14 protein-coding genes are annotated in these 17,454 nt (G+C 43.8%); 9 read left to right on the top strand and 5 right to left on the bottom strand.

Features of this window, described 5'->3' with window-relative positions; translation table 11 throughout:
• Positions 1–571: 571 nt before the first annotated feature.
• Positions 572–1,576 carry a carbohydrate porin gene (locus AACS00_RS15570; RefSeq protein ID WP_110167934.1) on the top strand — a complete coding sequence of 335 codons (1,005 nt, stop codon included), beginning with the start codon at positions 572–574 and terminating at the stop codon, positions 1,574–1,576.
• Positions 1,577–1,625: 49 nt separating this feature from the next.
• On the opposite strand, the gene dsbB is transcribed toward AACS00_RS15570, so the two are convergent.
• Both dsbB and nhaB read right to left on the bottom strand, forming a co-directional pair.
• On the bottom strand, positions 1,626–2,144 hold the full coding sequence (gene dsbB / locus AACS00_RS15565; RefSeq protein ID WP_040904492.1) for a disulfide bond formation protein DsbB: 519 nt from the start codon (positions 2,142–2,144) through the stop codon (positions 1,626–1,628).
• Between the two features lie 97 nt (positions 2,145–2,241).
• Positions 2,242–3,828, bottom strand: a complete 1,587-nt coding sequence (gene nhaB, locus AACS00_RS15560) for a Na(+)/H(+) antiporter NhaB (protein ID WP_072668556.1) — start codon at positions 3,826–3,828, stop codon at positions 2,242–2,244.
• Between the two features lie 339 nt (positions 3,829–4,167).
• Between nhaB and fadR the strand changes: the two genes are divergently transcribed.
• Positions 4,168–5,007: a fatty acid metabolism transcriptional regulator FadR gene (fadR, locus tag AACS00_RS15555; protein ID WP_072668555.1), complete on the top strand. Its 840-nt coding sequence runs from the start codon at positions 4,168–4,170 to the stop codon at positions 5,005–5,007.
• A 98-nt stretch (positions 5,008–5,105) separates the two neighbouring features.
• Here the strand turns inward: fadR and AACS00_RS15550 are convergent, their stop codons facing one another.
• Both AACS00_RS15550 and AACS00_RS15545 read right to left on the bottom strand, forming a co-directional pair.
• A complete protein-coding gene (locus AACS00_RS15550) occupies positions 5,106–6,266 on the bottom strand; it encodes a DUF1887 family protein (protein ID WP_110167933.1) in 1,161 nt (386 codons plus the stop codon).
• A 269-nt stretch (positions 6,267–6,535) separates the two neighbouring features.
• A complete protein-coding gene (locus AACS00_RS15545; protein WP_072668553.1) occupies positions 6,536–8,527 on the bottom strand; it encodes a methyl-accepting chemotaxis protein in 1,992 nt (663 codons plus the stop codon).
• Positions 8,528–8,888: 361 nt separating this feature from the next.
• On the opposite strand from AACS00_RS15545, the gene hinT reads away from it, so the two are divergent.
• The 7 genes from hinT (at position 8,889) to AACS00_RS15510 (ending at position 14,071) form a co-directional block, all read left to right on the top strand.
• Entirely contained in the window at positions 8,889–9,239 is a 351-nt protein-coding gene (gene hinT / locus AACS00_RS15540) for a purine nucleoside phosphoramidase (RefSeq protein WP_004395614.1), read from the top strand.
• Positions 9,239–10,660, top strand: a complete 1,422-nt coding sequence (locus tag AACS00_RS15535; RefSeq protein WP_258306878.1) for a COG3014 family protein — start codon at positions 9,239–9,241, stop codon at positions 10,658–10,660. Before hinT ends, AACS00_RS15535 begins: the two co-directional genes overlap by 1 nt.
• Positions 10,660–11,049 (top strand): YcfL family protein, encoded by a 390-nt coding sequence (locus AACS00_RS15530; RefSeq protein ID WP_110167931.1) that lies wholly within the window; start codon positions 10,660–10,662, stop codon positions 11,047–11,049. Before AACS00_RS15535 ends, AACS00_RS15530 begins: the two co-directional genes overlap by 1 nt.
• A 26-nt stretch (positions 11,050–11,075) precedes the next feature.
• Positions 11,076–11,666, top strand: a complete 591-nt coding sequence (gene lpoB / locus AACS00_RS15525; protein WP_072668550.1) for a penicillin-binding protein activator LpoB — start codon at positions 11,076–11,078, stop codon at positions 11,664–11,666.
• Positions 11,667–11,687: 21 nt separating this feature from the next.
• Positions 11,688–12,557: a phosphotransferase gene (locus tag AACS00_RS15520; RefSeq protein WP_072668549.1), complete on the top strand. Its 870-nt coding sequence runs from the start codon at positions 11,688–11,690 to the stop codon at positions 12,555–12,557.
• A gap of 86 nt (positions 12,558–12,643) precedes the next feature.
• Positions 12,644–13,183, top strand: coding sequence for an alpha/beta hydrolase YcfP (gene ycfP / locus AACS00_RS15515; protein ID WP_072668947.1), 540 nt, complete (start codon positions 12,644–12,646; stop codon positions 13,181–13,183).
• Between the two features lie 132 nt (positions 13,184–13,315).
• The gene (locus AACS00_RS15510) at positions 13,316–14,071 is read left to right on the top strand and encodes a DUF481 domain-containing protein (RefSeq protein ID WP_110167930.1); all 756 of its coding nucleotides are present in this window, start codon (positions 13,316–13,318) and stop codon (positions 14,069–14,071) included.
• Positions 14,072–14,159: 88 nt separating this feature from the next.
• On the opposite strand, the gene rne is transcribed toward AACS00_RS15510, so the two are convergent.
• On the bottom strand, positions 14,160–17,291 hold the full coding sequence (gene rne / locus AACS00_RS15505; RefSeq protein WP_208604763.1) for a ribonuclease E: 3,132 nt from the start codon (positions 17,289–17,291) through the stop codon (positions 14,160–14,162).
• Between the last annotated feature and the right edge of the window lie 163 nt (positions 17,292–17,454).

The raw sequence follows: 17,454 nt of genomic DNA, 5'->3' as shown, positions 1-17,454 counted from the left end.
GCGGTAACCGGCCCAAGAATGGTGTGGTTTAATTAACGACAAGCTTAATCATTTCGAGGTAGAAGTAAGATTATTTTCAGACAGAGAGAAGGGGACTATTATTTAGCATCCAACACTATCATGCACATATAAGCGATATCATTCTCGTCTACATCATTCATCATTTTTTCTTCGCCTATTTCTGCCTATTTTATCAAATCAATAACATTCTTAAGCTTAATTAATTTTTTCAGTAAAAAAATTAACATTAAAAATCATGCCAGTAATTAATTTCGTATCCAAATTAATTTGATAAGCGTGACGAAACGGAAATTATTCATAATTTATTAATTGGGAACGGTTTTCATTGTGATCAGATTCATGGTTTCTATGTATTTGGTGAATGTACACTCAGCTCGTCAGCGGCACGAAGGGATTCTTATGCACAGTGGTCACTGACCTCGGACTTCAAAACGATAACCACATGAAAACGATGTACCCCCTAATCGCACACTTGGGGTCTGGGTAAAGCAAAGGACAGCACTAAACTAATAAAATCAACACAATGGCCTTAAGGCCAATGGAGATAATAATGAAATTTAATACCTTTGGTAAACTTTCGCTTGCTTCTGTTTTGGTCTCTGCTGCACTGGCTGCGAATGCAGGGATCAGCGTTGAAAATGAACAGGGTTTATTTACGATTGGCGGTGATGTTGAGTATGATCTTAACTTCGTCGATAAAGATAGAAACAATCAAGGCACTCAAGACTTTAGTCAAAGTGGCCGTATTTTGGTGCAGATTGCTGCAGAACGTGAAGTCGCCAATGATCACTATCTAAGAGTGCAAGTTCAGCCGCTACTAAAATCCAGTGGTGATGTGGATCTGGATGATGCTTTCTTCGCTATTGGTCGCCAAGCCGACTGGGAATTAAAAATTGGTCGCTTTGAAGGCTTTGATATGTTCCCTGTTGGTCAAGATACGATGCTGGATTTTGCTCGTACTAATGTCGCGGGTGACGTTATTGAACCTTACCGTATGAAAGACGCTCGTGGCCGTGGTGACTATGGTCAAGTGAGCTATGCAAAATCGATCGATAGTCTTTATTTTGAATTAGGCTCGCTGTTTAAACAAAATGATGGCGCTGACAAAAACGCAGTCTTTGTTCGCCCAGTGGTCGCTTTCCAAGCTACAGATAACTTACGTTTTGCTGCAGCATTGGAAGCAAACTTAACGGCAGATAAAGCCGATGCAGCTAATGATTATCTTGGTTACGGCGCAACGGTTAACTACTCAGTACAAGACTTTAGCCTTGATTTGAGTTACGCCTACCGTGATTTTGATGTCACTGGTACCAAAGAAGATACATCCATTGGTGCAGTGATTCAGTATAAACGCTTTGGTTTAGGTCATATCTATTCACAAGCAGACACTGGCAGCAAAGAGAAAATGAATACAACTTGGGCATCTTATGAAATTGCTAACGTAATGGATGTACAAGATTTCTCTATCTATTTGGGTTCTTACTTCTCGAAAGTTGACAATGCTGCCGATGATCAAGATGTAGGTGTTCGCGTTCGTTTCAAATATTTCTTCTAAGTAATTAATCGCACTGCTGATTTTGCCCACCTGATGGTGGGCATTTTTATTATTTCTGTTTTACAAACTGCACAGCCACCATCAGGCTTAACGCAAGTAAATTACCAGCAAAAATCACTATTAACCATTGCGGCATCGATAGGCTGAATAATTGCCAAGAGATTTGGCTACAATCACCATAGGCTTCAAACATCCACGGCATCCATTGATTGAGTGGTGCCCAGCTTGGAAAAGTAACAAACAGATCGCAGGTGTTGAACGGGGAAGGATTCAACTGATAATCCACATGTTGGATCGACAGTCTTAAGCCTTGATAAGCGCTATAACCCCATCCGGCAAAACCAAGCCATCTTAACAGAGCGCGTTGTGGGTTAATTAAGCCGATACCTGCGGCACCGACAATGCCGAGCATAGCGATACGTTCATAGATACACATTACGCAGGGAGCAAGCAGCATGACATGCTGGAAGTAAAGTGCGCAAAGTTCAAAAAAAATCACTAAGCCAAGCAGTAAAGCCCATGATAGACGAGAGCGGGAAAAGCGTTGAAGTTGAAAGATAAAGTTCACATGACTGTCCTTGCTAAATTAACATGACGACGAAATAGTCATTTCGTCGTCGATTAGAGCTTTTTAGCTTGGATTGGTTTCTTATTCAATACAATTTTTAATGGCCGCTGAGTATGGCTCCGGCTTTGAGACTATGGTGAGTGATCCAACCAATATCATAAAAATAGCCAGTCATTGGTTCTAGGAAGACAATCACACCGACTAACCCGACTAAGGTCATGACAATAGTATAGGGTAGTGCCATCAACACCATGCGCCCATACGATAAGCGAATTAATGGTGCTAGCGCTGAAGTGAGTAAAAATAAGAAAGCGGCTTGGCCATTGGGTGTCGCTACGGAAGGTAGGTTAGTCCCAGTATTAATAGCGACGGCCAGTAGATCGAATTGATCTCTTGAGATAATACCGTGAGTCAACGCTGCTTGAACCTCGCTAATGTAGACCGTACCGACAAATACGTTATCAGAAACCATTGATAGCAAGCCATTGGCAACATAAAACAGAGCAAGTTGACTTCCTTTGTCATCAATATGCAGCACCGCATCGATAATAGGTGTAAACAATTGCTGATCAATGATCACAGCGACAATCGAGAAAAAAACCGCCAATAACGCGGTAAAGGGTAGCGCTTCTTCAAAGGCTTTACCCATTGCATGCTCTTCAACGATACCTGAAAAGCTGGTGGCGAGAATGATCACCGATAAACCGATCAAACCAACCGCAGCAAGGTGTAAAGCTAAACCAATAATCAGCCAAACGGCGATCAAGGCTTGCACCCAAAGTTTAGCGATATCTTGCTTGGTTCGGTTTTGACGAGCTTGACTATCAAAATCCATGAGTATTTGTCGCACATTGACGGGCAGAGGAGCGCCGTAGCCGAATACCTGAAATTTTTCTATTATCACGCAGGTTAAAATACCGCAAAGCAAGACAGGAACGGTGATAGGCGCCATACGGATGAAAAACTCACCAAATAGCCAACCCGCGTGATCAGCAATAATAAGATTTTGCGGCTCACCAACCATGGTCATCACGCCCCCTAAGGCAGTACCAACACCGGCGTGCATTAATAATGAACGGAGAAAGGCGCGATAATCTTCTAAGTCATCGCGAGTCAATTCTGAGATTTGTCCATCGTGAGTATGATCGTGTGTAGCGAGAATGGGCTGCCCAGAAGCCACTTTATGATAAATGGCATAGAACCCGACCGCGACACTGATGATCACGGCAATGACGGTTAACGCATCAAGGAAAGCGGAAAGAAAGGCGGCAGTCAGGCAAAAGGCGACAGATAATAGTATTTTGGAGCGGATGCCGAGTAAGATTTTGGTAAAAATGAATAGGAGCAAGTTCTTCATAAAATAGATCCCTGCGACCATAAACATTAATAAAAGTAGCACCTCAATATTAGCGACCAACTCGTGTTTGACCTGTTCTGGGCTGGTCATGCCTATCGCAATCGCTTCAATCGCTAGTAATCCACCGGGCTGGAGAGGATAACACTTCAGCGCCATAGCTAAAGTGAAAATGAATTCCGCGACTAACAACCATCCGGCAACAAAAGGATCGATGAAAAAGAAAACGATAGGATTGATAATAAGGAAGGTAATAATGGCAACTTTGTACCAATCAGGCGCTTTGCCTAAGAAGTTTTTGATAAAGGCACTTCCGAGTGACATCGGCATGGTTATTTCTCTCAGTTAGTTAGCGACCTTGATGACATGAGATGAGCCGCAGCTCTGCTACTGGCTTCCTCAGTCGTTGAGGATAGAGACGGATAAGAGTAGAGGATGGGGATGGGAGAGTAAATATAGTAGCACGGCTTTTAACGCTTTGTTTTTGGTAAGTTACATTGAAAAAATCGTAGTTATATGATGAGACGAGTAAAATCTCGCCAAAAATAGAGTAATCACTCCAACAAAAAGCTCACATAACTTTACTGAGGGTTTGTTTCCGCTGAATGACAACTGGTGGTATGATGAGTGCTATTCGACGTAAATCAACAGACACTGGATAAGTAGTTAATGGTTATCAAGGCAAAAAGCCCAGCGGGTTTTGCAGAAAAATACATCATCGAAAGCATTTGGAATGGCCGCTTTGCTCCTGGGTCAATTTTACCCGCAGAACGTGAATTATCAGAACTTATCGGCGTTACTCGAACCACTTTACGTGAAGTATTACAGCGTTTGGCTCGTGATGGATGGTTAACCATTCAACATGGCAAGCCGACCAAAGTGAATCAATTTATGGAAACCTCAGGTTTGCATATATTAGATACCTTGATGACATTGGATGCGGAAAATGCCACCAGTATCGTTGAGGATCTGTTAGCCGCTCGGACGAATATTAGTCCAATTTTTATGCGTTACGCATTTAAAAATAATCAAGAGAGCTCGGCAAGAACCATCAGTAATGTGATTGAGTGCACTGAAGCACTGCTGAATGCTGAGAGTTGGGATGCGTTTATTGCTTCTTCGCCTTATGCTGAAAAAATAAAACAGCACGTCAAAGAAGATAGTGAGAAAGATGAAGAAAAACGCCAAGATGCCTTGATCGCTAAAACGTTCAACTTCTATGATTACATGCTTTTTCAACGTTTAGCCTTCCATTCGGGTAATCAAATTTATGGCTTGATCTTTAATGGGGTTAAGAAGCTGTATGACCGTGTTGGTAGCTACTATTTTTCTAATCCTGAGGCTCGTCAACTGGCCCTTGCGTTTTATCGTGAGTTGCTGGATGTGTGTCAGACTGAAAACTTTGAGCAATTACCTCATGTGATCCGCCACTATGGTATTGCGAGTGCGCAGATTTGGAATCAAATGAAGATGACGTTGCCATCGAACTTTACCGAAGATGATCACTAGCTATTAGCTATCCTTTTCCTCGTTCAATCGTTCATGATGCACTATTGAACGAGGAGTTGATGTACCTGACGGTTCATTGATCATCATCGATAATATGGTTACACCGCTTCTCCACCACCTGCGGCTTTAAACCAGCGAGTAAGATGAGTTTTCAAGTCTTTTAATTCATCCGGGCCGATAAGAGCCAAGCCTAAATCCTCTGCTCGAGTAATATCGTTATGGCGTAACGGACGAAAACTCACCAACATCGCTCTCGCTTGTAAGCCGCCAAGTAAATCACGCAAAGATTCCAGTTTATAAAGGGTGTCATCACCATCATCGCGCATGCCTTTCGTTTTGCATTCAATGATGTGCAGTTTGTTGTTAACTACGGTGGCGACGTCCAGCTCATTACGAACCTCTCGCTCACCAAGCTGACGATAGACTTGTACATTAAGAGAGCAGTCTTGAATGGTCGGTAGGTCGTTTTGGATCTGTTTTACTGTACTGTGGACTAAGGTTTCTAACCACTCGCCATTGGCAAAGCGGCGCGCATCTTCGTTCGCAAAGGTCAATACTCCTTGTTGATAAGTGGCAATCCCGCTGTCAACCAAATCATCGATCAATAAGTTCAACTCTCGATAACCTTGTTGTTTTTCGGATAATTCAACCTCTAAGCGTTGCTCTTTTCGGCAAGTGGTTGCCAGATAATTGAGCGTAGCTAATCCAGGACCGAGTTCCAGTGCATGACTTGCCCAGCGCTGTCCTAGTGCATGGAGTTTTTGATCAAGCTGAGGAGACAAGTGATACTCACTAAACTCACCTCGGGCACCGAAAATAGTCAGATAATCAGCAATGGTAATATTGTCTTGCAGTTGCGTATCGCCAGCGTCATCTGGATAAAGCCAGCAAAGTCGATCGCTACTTGGTTCAACGACAAAAATAGGCCAGTGATGAGTGCGAAATACCTCGTATACCGCTAATAAGCGATGACGAAGTCCGCAACTGGCATTCAGTTTAACTTCCTCTTTGCGGCTTTTGAGCTTTTCAGCCAGTTGTCGAATCGCGGCTTTTATTTTGGCAATTTCAGCGCCAGCAGGGATTTCAAAAAATTCTGACGTGATCTTACGCCGATCTAGCACAGCACTTAAGCGAGAAAATAGGCTGCGCTGAGAGTCATCACCAATAAATACAATGTGACGACTGATAGTGCGATTGTCGAGTAGGGGAGTGACTAAACGCACTGGGTCTTGGTCAATAATGCCAACATGAACGGCCATAGATAATCCTCATGTTTGGCTTGCAAAGTGGAGAGGGGAAATAGGAAGTGTGCAAGCCTTTGTGTTGATATAACGGTGAGGCAGTGAAAAAACAACCAGAAGAGTGAATAAAAGTACCTGAGATGTGCAGTTTTGACACAGAGCTAACCCAAAGCTGGAGAACAATAGATGTGGCTGAGGGAGGAGTGAGTGCCCCATTCACAAGCTGTATCTATGGTCATGGGGCTTGGTATTGCTCCTGATTACTCAGGGCATAATGGTTGGATAAATTATAAGGTAAAACGGTGTACTAATTGTCCTTGTTGCTCGGCGAGACGAGTTAAATTTGCACTGGTTTGGGCGATTTCGTTCATCGCTTGATAACTTGCATCGGCAATATGATTAATATCTTCGATACTACGTGCCATTGAGTTCGTGGTTTCACTCTGTTCAAGCGCTGCTTGAGAAATGTGGGTGCTCATTTGACTAATCTCGATGATCAGAGCTTGGATTTCTTCCATAGCACTATTGGCTGTTGAGGCTTTTTCGACCGATTGATCCATCTCTTGCATGCAGCTCTCGATCACCTTACTGGCCGTATTTGAACTGGATTGTAAGTTGCTGATCATGGTTTCGATTTCAGATGTCGATTGTGTAGTACGTTGCGCCAGTACTCGTACTTCATCTGCAACCACCGCAAAGCCTCGTCCTTGTTCTCCTGCACGTGCCGCTTCGATAGCGGCATTTAATGCGAGCAGATTCGTTTGCTCGGCGATATTGCGAATCACATCTAAAATCGAACCGATTTTACTGCTCATTTTATGCAGTTCACTAACCGCACTGACTGAATCGGTCAAGCGAGATTCAAGTTGGTTGATGGTGGTGATATTGTCATTCATGATCTGTCGGCCAGACTCGGAGGCACTTTCTACTTGCTGGACCATGTGCAAAGAGTTTTGGGCATTATTCGCGACTTCTTGCACGGAATGCGCCATTTCGGTCATCGCTGTTGCAACATTCGCGGTTTGCTCACGTTGACTATTCAGCTGACTTTGTGCTCGTTGTGATGTGGATTGGTTAGTATTCGCAGTCAGAGTGAGCTCGTCAGACGCGGTGTTGAGTTTCATTAGAATATCATGCAGATTATCGGCTAAAGAGTTAATGTGCGAGCTAACTCGAGCAAATTCATTATTATGGCGAACTTTAATGCGTTTGGTCATGTCCCCTTGAGTTAAGCTTTCTAAGGTTGTGAGGATATATTTAAGTGGGCTTCTTACACTGTGAGCAATATGATAACCAATTCCTGCTGCCAGTAGCGTGACCAATAAACCGATCGCAATCGCTCGATAGACGCCAGAGTCATACACTTCTCCAGCATCATACAAGGCGTAATTTAAATCTTGCGTTGCTGCTTGGTTAAAGGTATCTAAAATGACCATTGCGTTATCGACATCCTTCGCTAGGTTGGCAATATTGTCATACAGAGCATAGCGGGCTTGTAGATATTCATTATGCTGATCAAGCACGCCTCCTTTATGGCCCACGTCTAGGGTGAATTGTTGAATCGACTCGCTAAAATTTCGGTTAAGCTCTGGTAATTGAGCCGCTAAGCCTCTAAATGCATCATTTAATTGAGAGACTGCGCGTCGGTTTCTGGCGAGAGATTTATCGACAAACTCTCGATCTGAACTTGCCAGTGCGTCAGAGGTGATTAACTCTGCATCCCTTAAGCGCATAAAATAGCCATTTGCCATCATCTTTATTGATACGCTGGTTTGTTGATCAACCAATTCTCTCATGCCAACACTGAGCGATGAATGCAGACGTTGAAACTCACGAGTTGATTGCTGCACTTTGGCTTGTGCATCAAACATCGCTTGATAATTAGTCATCGCTAAGTACGCTTCGTTAAAGTAGCGTTGTTCAAGTGTTCTTAATTCGTTGATTCGCTCTTCGAGTGCCGAATGTTGCGTACTCGCTGCGGCCAGCTTATCAATCAAAAGCTGAAATTCACTTTGTGCTTGGGTAAATTCCTGACGTCGTTCATTCATCAGTTCAACATTCTGAGTGGTCAAAAAATCTTTAAACGATTTGTCTGCAGAAAGGAGTTGGACACTGGTTTGATTAGATAAGGAAACCAGTGGTAAAACCGAACTTGTCACCGTTTCAAAGTTGTGATGGATTTGACGCATACTGTCCATCATGATGGTAACGGTAATGGCAAACATAATGATGATCAGCGTAAACCCAGCGTACATTCGCCGAATAACAGAACCTTGCATATTTCTCTCCATGAAGTACTTTTAGCAAAATGACTCAACAAAATTCATTCCATTTGAGGTTGCGCCACTCGCGAAATTCGTTGCTCCTTGGCACCATTGAACATGGTCAATTGGGCGATGTTTCTGGAGGTTGACTAGCGAGAATAAATGGTTTGAATGGCAGTCATAAAAAATTAACAAATTAGTCAGTATTGTATTGATAATGACAAACGCATTTCATGATCCGCACAACAAAACGTCGGTTGCGTAAGTAGTTGAAAGCTATTCTGTTAAGTGGACCGTGTTTTGTATTGAGCTTTATTGTCCCTTGTCGCATACTCAACGGAAACGATTTTATTCATCTCGATTAATGGAGTATGTCATGGCTGAAGAAACCCTATTTAGCAAAATCATCCGTAAAGAAATCCCTGCTGATATTCTTTATCAAGACGAACTGGTTACCGCATTTCGCGATATTAACCCACGTGCACCAAGCCATATTTTAATTATCCCTAACCGTTTGATTGCGACTGTGAATGATGTGACCGATGAGGATGAACTCGCTTTGGGACGCCTTTTTACCGTGGCGAAAAAAATAGCCAAGCAAGAAGGTATCGCAGCCGACGGCTATCGTCTTATTGTCAACTGTAATGCCCACGGAGGCCAAGAGGTTTACCATATCCACATGCATTTGGTTGGTGGTCGACCTTTAGGCCCGTTGTTGATGAGTTGATGCTGACTTTGCGGGGGAGAAAGCACCGAGTGAACGTTTATCTGCTGCGCAGCGGCCTACTCTCGGTTTGTCTATTATTGAGTGCTTGTGCCAGTTTTACGGCTGGTAACTTATTTAGTCATTACAGTGCGCAAAACGCTCGGTTATACCAGACCGTAAAAGAGGGCGATTATGCTCAAGCTCGCACCACATTATCGGATTATGTGGCTGGTGATATTTTAGATAATCTTGAGAGAGGGAGAGTCTATTTACTTGCCGAGCGGTTTGAACAGAGTCGTTCGGCGTTTGCGTTATCTGATGCTGCTATTCAACGTCAGCAAGATCAGGCCGTGGTTTCATTGAGCGCGACAGCAACCAGTGCTGGTGCATTGGCGATTAATGATAATTTGCAAGAATATACGCCTGCGGATTATGAACTTGGTTTTCTACACCTTTATCTAGGGCTGAACTATCTGCATGCTAATCAACTAGAAAGTGCATTGGTTGAGATGCGCCGTGCGAATCAGGTGCAAGAGCAAACTCGTAAAAACCGCCAAGCGCAATTAGAAAAAGCGCAAAAACAATTACGTTCGAGCGGTGTTACACCGAATATAGGCAGTATTTTAGCGCAATACCCTGATGCAGGAGAGACCTTACAAGCGGTGCAGAGTGGTTATCTGTTGTACGTGTCAGCCTTGTTGTACGAAGCTGCGGATGACCTAAACAGCGCTTATGTTGATTACCGACGAGCCTTAGCCGTAGTGCCATCTAATCGGGCCGTTATTGATGGTACGATGCGGGTCGCGAAGCGCTTAGGGATGAGTGAACATCTATCTCAACTGACGCAACGTTATGGTGAAAGAACCGCACTTCATGCTCAACAAGGTCAAGTGATCATTATTGAAGAGCAGGATGTTGTCGATGTGCGACAGAGTTGGCGACTCACTCTTCCTCTCTCAGATCGACGGGGTAATACGGTATTATACTCTTTGGCATTGCCTTATTATCCAACAGTCGCGCCGACGCGTTTTTCTCCACTACTATTAAATCAACAAGTGTTATCAAGTGATTTACTGACCGATGTTAATTTGATGGCGCGGCATGATCTCTCTGAACGCATGCCGAGTATGGTGATTCGTCAAGCATTGCGAGTGGTCGCCAAAGATCAAATTCGTAAAGAGAGTACACAAGGTGATGGCGTGAGTAGCCTTTTGTTGAATGTGTTTAATACCTTAACAGAGCAACCGGATACGCGAAGTTGGATAACTTTGCCGGGGCGAGTTTATGCAACGCATCATAAAGTACAATCAGGTGAGCAAACTCTGACTTTCGATGGTCTAAGCTATACCTTTAATGTACCAGATGGAGGAACCACCCTGGTGTGGGTCTCGCGACAGGGGAATAAAGCCACCATCTGGCACCGACAACTAGGAAGGTTATGATGAAAACAATCATAGTAAGTGTATTGGCGCTCTTTTTTTTGACCGCTTGTGCCAGTAATACCGCCGGTATGCGAGTTGATGGTATGAGTCAGCGCGTATTATTTGCCGATAATGTTCTAGCGGGAAGAGTACAAATAGAAGACATTAAAACGATTCAAGCTCATGGCCATACTCGAGGCGTGGTACAGGTACTGAGCCGTTATCGCGGGGATCAACATTTTCAATACCGTTTTTATTGGTATGACGATAATGGGCTTGAAGTGAACCCACAGCCAGGGACTTGGCAAGCACTGATGCTACGTGGCGGTGAACAACGCACCATGTCGGAAGTGTCGGTGAATCCGCAAGGAACGCAGTTTCGATTGCAAATCCGTGAGTTAAATAATTAATTGATCAGATGAATTGAGGAAACAACATGAGAAAGAGTGTAATTGCACTGCTTGGTGTCGCGGTTTTATTAGGCGGATGTTCGAACCGAGTCAGTTACGGTGATGCACAAGCAGTAGAAACCGTGACTGTCGACTTTGGCTCTACCGATTTACAAAAAATTGCAGCGGAGATGGTTGATAGCATGATGATGTCGGGTTCGGTAGCCGCGATTACTCGTGATGCACGTCCAATCGTTTTTGTGGAACGGATTAAGAATAAAACCAGTGAGCATATTGATACTGAGTCGATCACTGACACCATTAGTACAAAAATGCTTAATTCAGGTAAATTCCGGTTTGTCGATATGGATCGTGTCGAAGCGGTGCGTAAGCAACTGAATTTCCAAAATACTGATGAGTTAGTCGATCAACGTTCGGCGATTCAATTTGGACAAATGGTCGGTGCGCAATACATGCTGTACGGTAACTTATCCAGTATTGTGAAGAGTGCCGGTAATGACAAAGATGTCTATTACAAAATGACTATGCGCTTAATGGACCTAAGAACGGGTTTGATTGAGTGGGCTGATGAAACCGAAATACGTAAGCAGCAGTCTAGAAGCTTATTTGGTTGGTAAGCACATAAAACGAGGTGAGTAATGGCGAAAATGTCATGGCGTGAAGCATGCCGACTTGATGCAACGTTAGCGTCATTAACTCACTTTTTTTCTTCCCCTCCTGAGTACGCACAAACCTTGGTCGGTGGTTTAACCAATCGGTGTTGGCGGATTGAACACTCTGCTGATGAGCACTATGTATGGCGTCCGGTGACCGCGATCACTAAAGCGTTTGCTATTTCTCGTTTTCAAGAGTATCAAATTCTTAAAGCGATCGAACATACCCAACTTGGACCTAAAGCCATTACGGTTAATGATCAAGGGCTATTGGTTGAATGGATAGCCGGCCAGGCATTGATGGAGGGGATGGCCTCAGACTCACTAATTCCATTACTCGCCAAGATCCATCAGACCTCGGTTACTCGTCTCCCTGTTGCCCCTTTTAATTACACGGCACGTGTTGATCACTATTGGTTGCAGTTACCCGATGAATTGAAGAGTGCGGAGTATGAAACTCTTTATCAGCAATGGCGAACGGCACCAAACTGTCCGTCAATACCTGTGAGTTTGTGTCATTTCGATTTTGCTGGTTACAATATTATCCAAACCCATATAGGCTATCGAGTAATCGATTGGGAATATGCAACTCTTGCTGATCCTCGTTTGGATCTTGCTTTGATGATTGAAGCGAGTGAGCTGCCACTATTGGAATCTGTATTTCGTTATTGCCACTATCGTCAGATCGATCAGGTTGACGAATGGATCGCTGGCGTAAAAATGTGGCAACCTCGCTGTCAACTGATGGCGATGCTGTGGTATTTGTTAGCTTTTCAACTTTGGGGCGATGACTCTTATTTACAGCAAGCGGTTAAATTACAACAAGCGTTAGCGGTTTTTTCTCAGCAAGCTTGAATCGAAGTCATGAATAATGTCGTAGATAACGTTTTAATCCCTAGTTTTCGTGGTAGATTAAACATTCAAAGCAGTGGGGGATGTATATGATTATTTATTTACATGGATTTGATTCAACCAGTCCGGGCAATCACGAGAAAATTTTACAGCTGCAATTTATTGATGACGATGTTCGTTTTATCAGTTATAGCACACAACATCCTAAGCATGATATGCAGCATTTATTGAAAGAAGTGCATCGTGCGATTGAACGTTCAGATGATCCTCATCCACTGATTTGCGGTGTTGGGTTAGGCGGATACTGGGCTGAGCGAATAGGTTTTCTGTGTGGTATTAAGCAAGTAATGTTTAACCCCAACTTGCACCCAGAACGCAATATGCAAGGTAAAATTGATAGGCCAGAAGAGTATGAAGATATAGCCACGAAATGTGTTGAGCAATATCGCATGAAAAATAAAGACCGTTGTCTAGTCTTCTTATCACGCCAGGATGCAGTTTTAGATAACCAGCAAACGGAGCAGCAGTTAAAAGCCTATTATTCGATTGTATGGGATGAAGAGCAACCACACAAGTTCAAGAAGATCTCTCAACATTTGCAAGCTATTAAAATGTTCAAAAACACTTAATTGTTCACGGTCATGATTGAGCAGCCAGTAGTCGGGCTGCTTTTTTTATGCGTTCGATTTTAACAAAGATCTTACTTAAATATTAAGTGCGTTTGTTAGAGTAACGGTTATTTTGATTATAAATGGATAGAGATGATGAAATACGCGATCCCATTTTCGTTGAGTACACTTTGGATCGGATTGTTGACTTCTAGTTTTGCGATGGCAGATGCTACCGAGGCAAAAAGTCCTTGGAGTGGCGATGCTAAGCTTGGGTTTATTTATTCTAAAAATAGTGCATCAACAGTTTCGGTAAATTCAGGTGCACTGGTTAAATATCAACAGGAGCAATGGCGGCAGCAGTTAGCATTAGCAACGTTTTATTCCTATAAATCTAATAGCAACGATGATGGTACAAATAAATATCGTCTTATTTACGATATTAAACACGATGTCAGCCAGCATCTATTCGTGTTTGGTAATAGCAAGTATGAGCATGATCAGTACGCGACCTATCGTCATCAAGCCTTAGCGGTTGGAGGACTTGGGGCGACATTACTGGATACAGAAACCACTAAAGTGGACCTAGGTTTAGGTCCCGGTTTTCGTCATTCGGTCCGCCAGCCTTCTTCGGCAGTGCAGGGTTCACGTAGTGATAATGAATGGATTGCAAATGCATTTGTACAAGCACAAAGTACGATTAGCCAAAATTTAGCGGTTGGTGCGTCAGCTCGAGTTGATTATGGTGATAGCAATACAACGACGAGTATAAAAGGTTCGTTATCCAATAAATTGGCTGAACGCCTAGCCTTGGTTTTTGATACCGAGTACATCAATAACAGCACGGTTGCTAAAGGAAAGAGCCGTGATGAAATTTATAGTACGCTTAGTTTAAGCTATGCCTTTTAGTTTGTTGTCGAGATTGATTTACTAGTGGTTAGTTGAGTAATAAAAAAGGCGTCCTTATTAAGGACGCCTTTTTAATCATAATGATTGACTAGAAGGACTGAGGTTTAGTCATGCCTGCGCCCGCTTGTGTACGTGCTGCTTGACTGCCAGCACCTTGAGGCTGATAACGTTGGTCACGGGCTGGAGCTGCTACAACATTGATCTCTTTTAAGTCCGCTGAACCCGGAGCTTTAGCCATTGGAGCAAATGCATAACCTTGTTTACGAGCATGATTGGTTAACGCAGGAGCGTTAATGACAATCGGTGCTTCTTCAGGTAATAAATCATCGGTTTCAACGATCACAGGTTCAACATCCGTATCGCTGATCACCAATGGCTCTTGCAGCTCTTCAACAGTTTCATCTTGTGTCTCCGATTGTAGAGCATTATTTTCAATGGTTTCTACCGCAGTCTCTATAGACTCGTTAGCGACGATAGGCTGTACTTCTGTATTAGGCGTTACTTCACTCGCCATAGGCTCAACAACATTGTGCTGGCTATCAACGGCTGCGACTGCCGTATCTTGTGATGCAACTTCTGTTTCAGTGCGACGAATGATCACTTTACCCATGGCCATTTCTGGGAAGGCAAATCCACCGAGTACGACATTTGATGTCGCTGGCGAAATATCAGTATTAGCCTCAACAGATGGTTGATGAGTCGTGACCTCAGTTGGCGTTGCGATCACTGGCTGCTGTTGTCCATGTGGTTTAGCAAGATCATAACGAGGCATGACTTTACCCATTGCCATCTCAGGCGATGCCACTCCTCCTTTACGTAGTCGGAAAGGATTTGGGCGGCGATCGCGACCACGGCGACGACGTTGTCCACTGGCACGCAAGTGGCGAGGTGAACGGCGATTACGTCGTTGTTTTTGTTCGTCTTGATCTTGAGCATCGGTAGGGTTGTTTTGCTCTTGATTAACGAGGTTGTCGACCGTTGCTAATGGGGTTGAGTCAACTTTGGTTATCGCTTGCTCAGCTTCCACTAGTGGTAATACCGCTTCCTCAATAACAGTATTTGACGTTTGTTGATCTTTAACTCGGATCGATTTTTCCAATTTACGGCGCTGACGACGTTCTTTGACAACGGCAGGTTTGACCTCTTGAGCTTCTACTGAGGCGGCTTTCTCGGCACGAGATGGAATCACCTCTTTTTGTGCTTCTTCAGCTAACTGACGGCCTTGCTCTTGAAGTTTGAGCGATTGGCTATTGTCACGTTGTGGTTTATTACGACGAGGTTGTTCAGTACGCTCTTGGACAGGTTTGCGATCCTGTTGCTTACGTGTGGTAGGCGTTGTTGTTTCTTTCTCTACCTTTTCAACCACTTCATCCGTTTTACGTTTATTGTGTTTATCACGTGGGTTACGGCGACGTTCATTACGCTCGCGACGGGGCTGTGATGGTTTTGTTTCCACTTTGGCTGGCGTAACGGGCTCTTTAGCTTCTTCAGGTGTTGAGCTAAATAGCGCGGCTAACGCTTTAAAGAAGCGACCGACAAGGGTCGGTTGTTTTTCTACAGGCGTCGTTGGCGGTGTTTCTACTTGAGCTTTAGGTGCTGGTGCATTTTGAGCTGGGGAAGCAAAGCCTTTCAGAACTGGTTCTTCAATACGTTTAGGTTTGATTTCAGCGTCAGTGAGCTCTTTCCCTTCGGCTTCTCTCATGGCTTCAAGCTTATTCGGGATTAAATAAGAGAGAATTTCTTGTTCTTCACCTTCACGAACACGCAATACTTCAAAATGTGGCGTTTCCATATCCGAGTTAGGGACAATGGTGATTCTTACTTCTTGATTACGCTCAATGTGGTTAATTGAACGGCGCTTTTCATTCAGCAAATAAGATGCGATAGAAACGGGTACCACGGCAAGAACTTGCACGGTATTGTCTTTTAGCGCTTCTTCTTCGATAAGACGCAGTACCGATAATGCCAATGATTCGTTATCACGAATCACGCCTGTGCCTGAGCAACGTGGGCAAATATGATGGCTTGCTTCTGCCAGAGAAGGACTTAAACGTTGGCGAGACATCTCTAACAGACCAAAACGAGAGATACGCCCAATTTGTACGCGCGCGCGATCTAAACGCACCGCTTCACGTAAACGGTTTTCAACTTCACGTTGATGGCGAACTGGGGTCATATCGATAAAGTCGATCACCACCAGACCACCTAAGTCACGAAGACGTAATTGACGGGCAATTTCATCTGCAGCTTCTAAGTTGGTATTTAACGCTGTCTCTTCAATATCACTGCCTTTGGTTGCACGAGCAGAGTTGATATCGATTGACGTTAAGGCTTCAGTTGGGTCGATTACAATAGAACCACCAGAAGGCAAACGGACTTCGCGTTGGAAAGCGGACTCAATTTGGCTCTCTATTTGGAAGTGACTAAATAGAGGCACATCGCCATCGTATTTCTTTACGCGGCTGGCAAAATCTGGACGAATGAGACGAATATGTTCAAGCGCTCGTTCATAAATAGTATTACTGTCAATGAGAATTTCACCAATATCACGACGTAAGTAATCACGAATTGCACGGACAATGACGTTACTTTCTTGGTGAATTAAAAATGGAGCAGGGTTCGATTCCGAAGCCTGTTTAATCGCACTCCAATGATTAAGAAGTACATTTAAATCCCATTCTAGTTCTTCAGCACTTTTACCGACTCCAGCCGTACGGACGATAAGTCCCATGCCTTGTGGTAACACTAAAGTACTTAATGCGGTTTTGAGATCCGTACGCTCATCGCCTTCGATTCGGCGAGAAATTCCACCAGCACGAGGGTTGTTTGGCATAAGGACTAAATAGCTTCCGGCCAATGATATGAAGGTGGTTAAGGCTGCGCCTTTGCTACCACGCTCTTCTTTCTCGACCTGTACAATTACTTCTTGGCCTTCACGAAGCACTTCTTTAATGCTTGGGCGGCCTTGGTAGGTATAACCTTCAGGAAAATAATCGCGGGAAATTTCTTTAAGAGGGAGGAAACCGTGTCTTTCTGCACCGTAGTCAACGAAAGCAGCTTCGAGACTTGGTTCAATACGAGTGATACGGCCTTTGTAGATATTGGCTTTTTTGGATTCGTGCCCAGGACTTTCAATATCTAAATCAAACAGTCGCTGGCCATCAACCAAAGCGACACGCAACTCTTCTTTTTGAGTTGCGTTAATTAACATTCTTTTCATTTAAAATCTCGTTATCTTTTCTTTGTTTTGATTATTATTCTTGTTGTTGTATTTCGTTTTCACGGTGCCAGATCCCATGGCTTATTGATTGCAGCCTCCCGGCTGGAGGGGATGCTCTGAGGGCACTTCAGTCACCACAAGCATACGATTGCTTGTGAACCGC

The sequence above is a fragment of the Vibrio sp. 11986-1-5 genome, assembly GCF_963878025.1.
Classification (GTDB): Bacteria; Pseudomonadota; Gammaproteobacteria; order Enterobacterales; family Vibrionaceae; genus Vibrio; species Vibrio injensis.
The sequence above is the reverse complement of the archived record's forward strand: the minus strand, read 5'-3'. Positions and strand labels throughout refer to the sequence as shown.

Excerpts from the sequence above, each read along its gene's own strand:
- AACS00_RS15570 (WP_110167934.1), top strand. The coding sequence starts at position 572 with ATGAAATTTAATACCTTTGGTAAACTTTCGCTTGCTTCTGTTTTGGTC.
- nhaB (WP_072668556.1), bottom strand. The coding sequence starts at position 3,828 with ATGCCGATGTCACTCGGAAGTGCCTTTATCAAAAACTTCTTAGGCAAA.
- fadR (WP_072668555.1), top strand. The coding sequence starts at position 4,168 with ATGGTTATCAAGGCAAAAAGCCCAGCGGGTTTTGCAGAAAAATACATC.
- AACS00_RS15550 (WP_110167933.1), bottom strand. The coding sequence starts at position 6,266 with ATGGCCGTTCATGTTGGCATTATTGACCAAGACCCAGTGCGTTTAGTC.
- AACS00_RS15545 (WP_072668553.1), bottom strand. The coding sequence starts at position 8,527 with ATGCAAGGTTCTGTTATTCGGCGAATGTACGCTGGGTTTACGCTGATC.
- hinT (WP_004395614.1), top strand. The coding sequence starts at position 8,889 with ATGGCTGAAGAAACCCTATTTAGCAAAATCATCCGTAAAGAAATCCCT.
- AACS00_RS15535 (WP_258306878.1), top strand. The coding sequence starts at position 9,239 with ATGCTGACTTTGCGGGGGAGAAAGCACCGAGTGAACGTTTATCTGCTG.
- AACS00_RS15530 (WP_110167931.1), top strand. The coding sequence starts at position 10,660 with ATGAAAACAATCATAGTAAGTGTATTGGCGCTCTTTTTTTTGACCGCT.
- lpoB (WP_072668550.1), top strand. The coding sequence starts at position 11,076 with ATGAGAAAGAGTGTAATTGCACTGCTTGGTGTCGCGGTTTTATTAGGC.
- AACS00_RS15520 (WP_072668549.1), top strand. The coding sequence starts at position 11,688 with ATGGCGAAAATGTCATGGCGTGAAGCATGCCGACTTGATGCAACGTTA.
- ycfP (WP_072668947.1), top strand. The coding sequence starts at position 12,644 with ATGATTATTTATTTACATGGATTTGATTCAACCAGTCCGGGCAATCAC.
- AACS00_RS15510 (WP_110167930.1), top strand. The coding sequence starts at position 13,316 with ATGATGAAATACGCGATCCCATTTTCGTTGAGTACACTTTGGATCGGA.
- rne (WP_208604763.1), bottom strand. The coding sequence starts at position 17,291 with ATGAAAAGAATGTTAATTAACGCAACTCAAAAAGAAGAGTTGCGTGTC.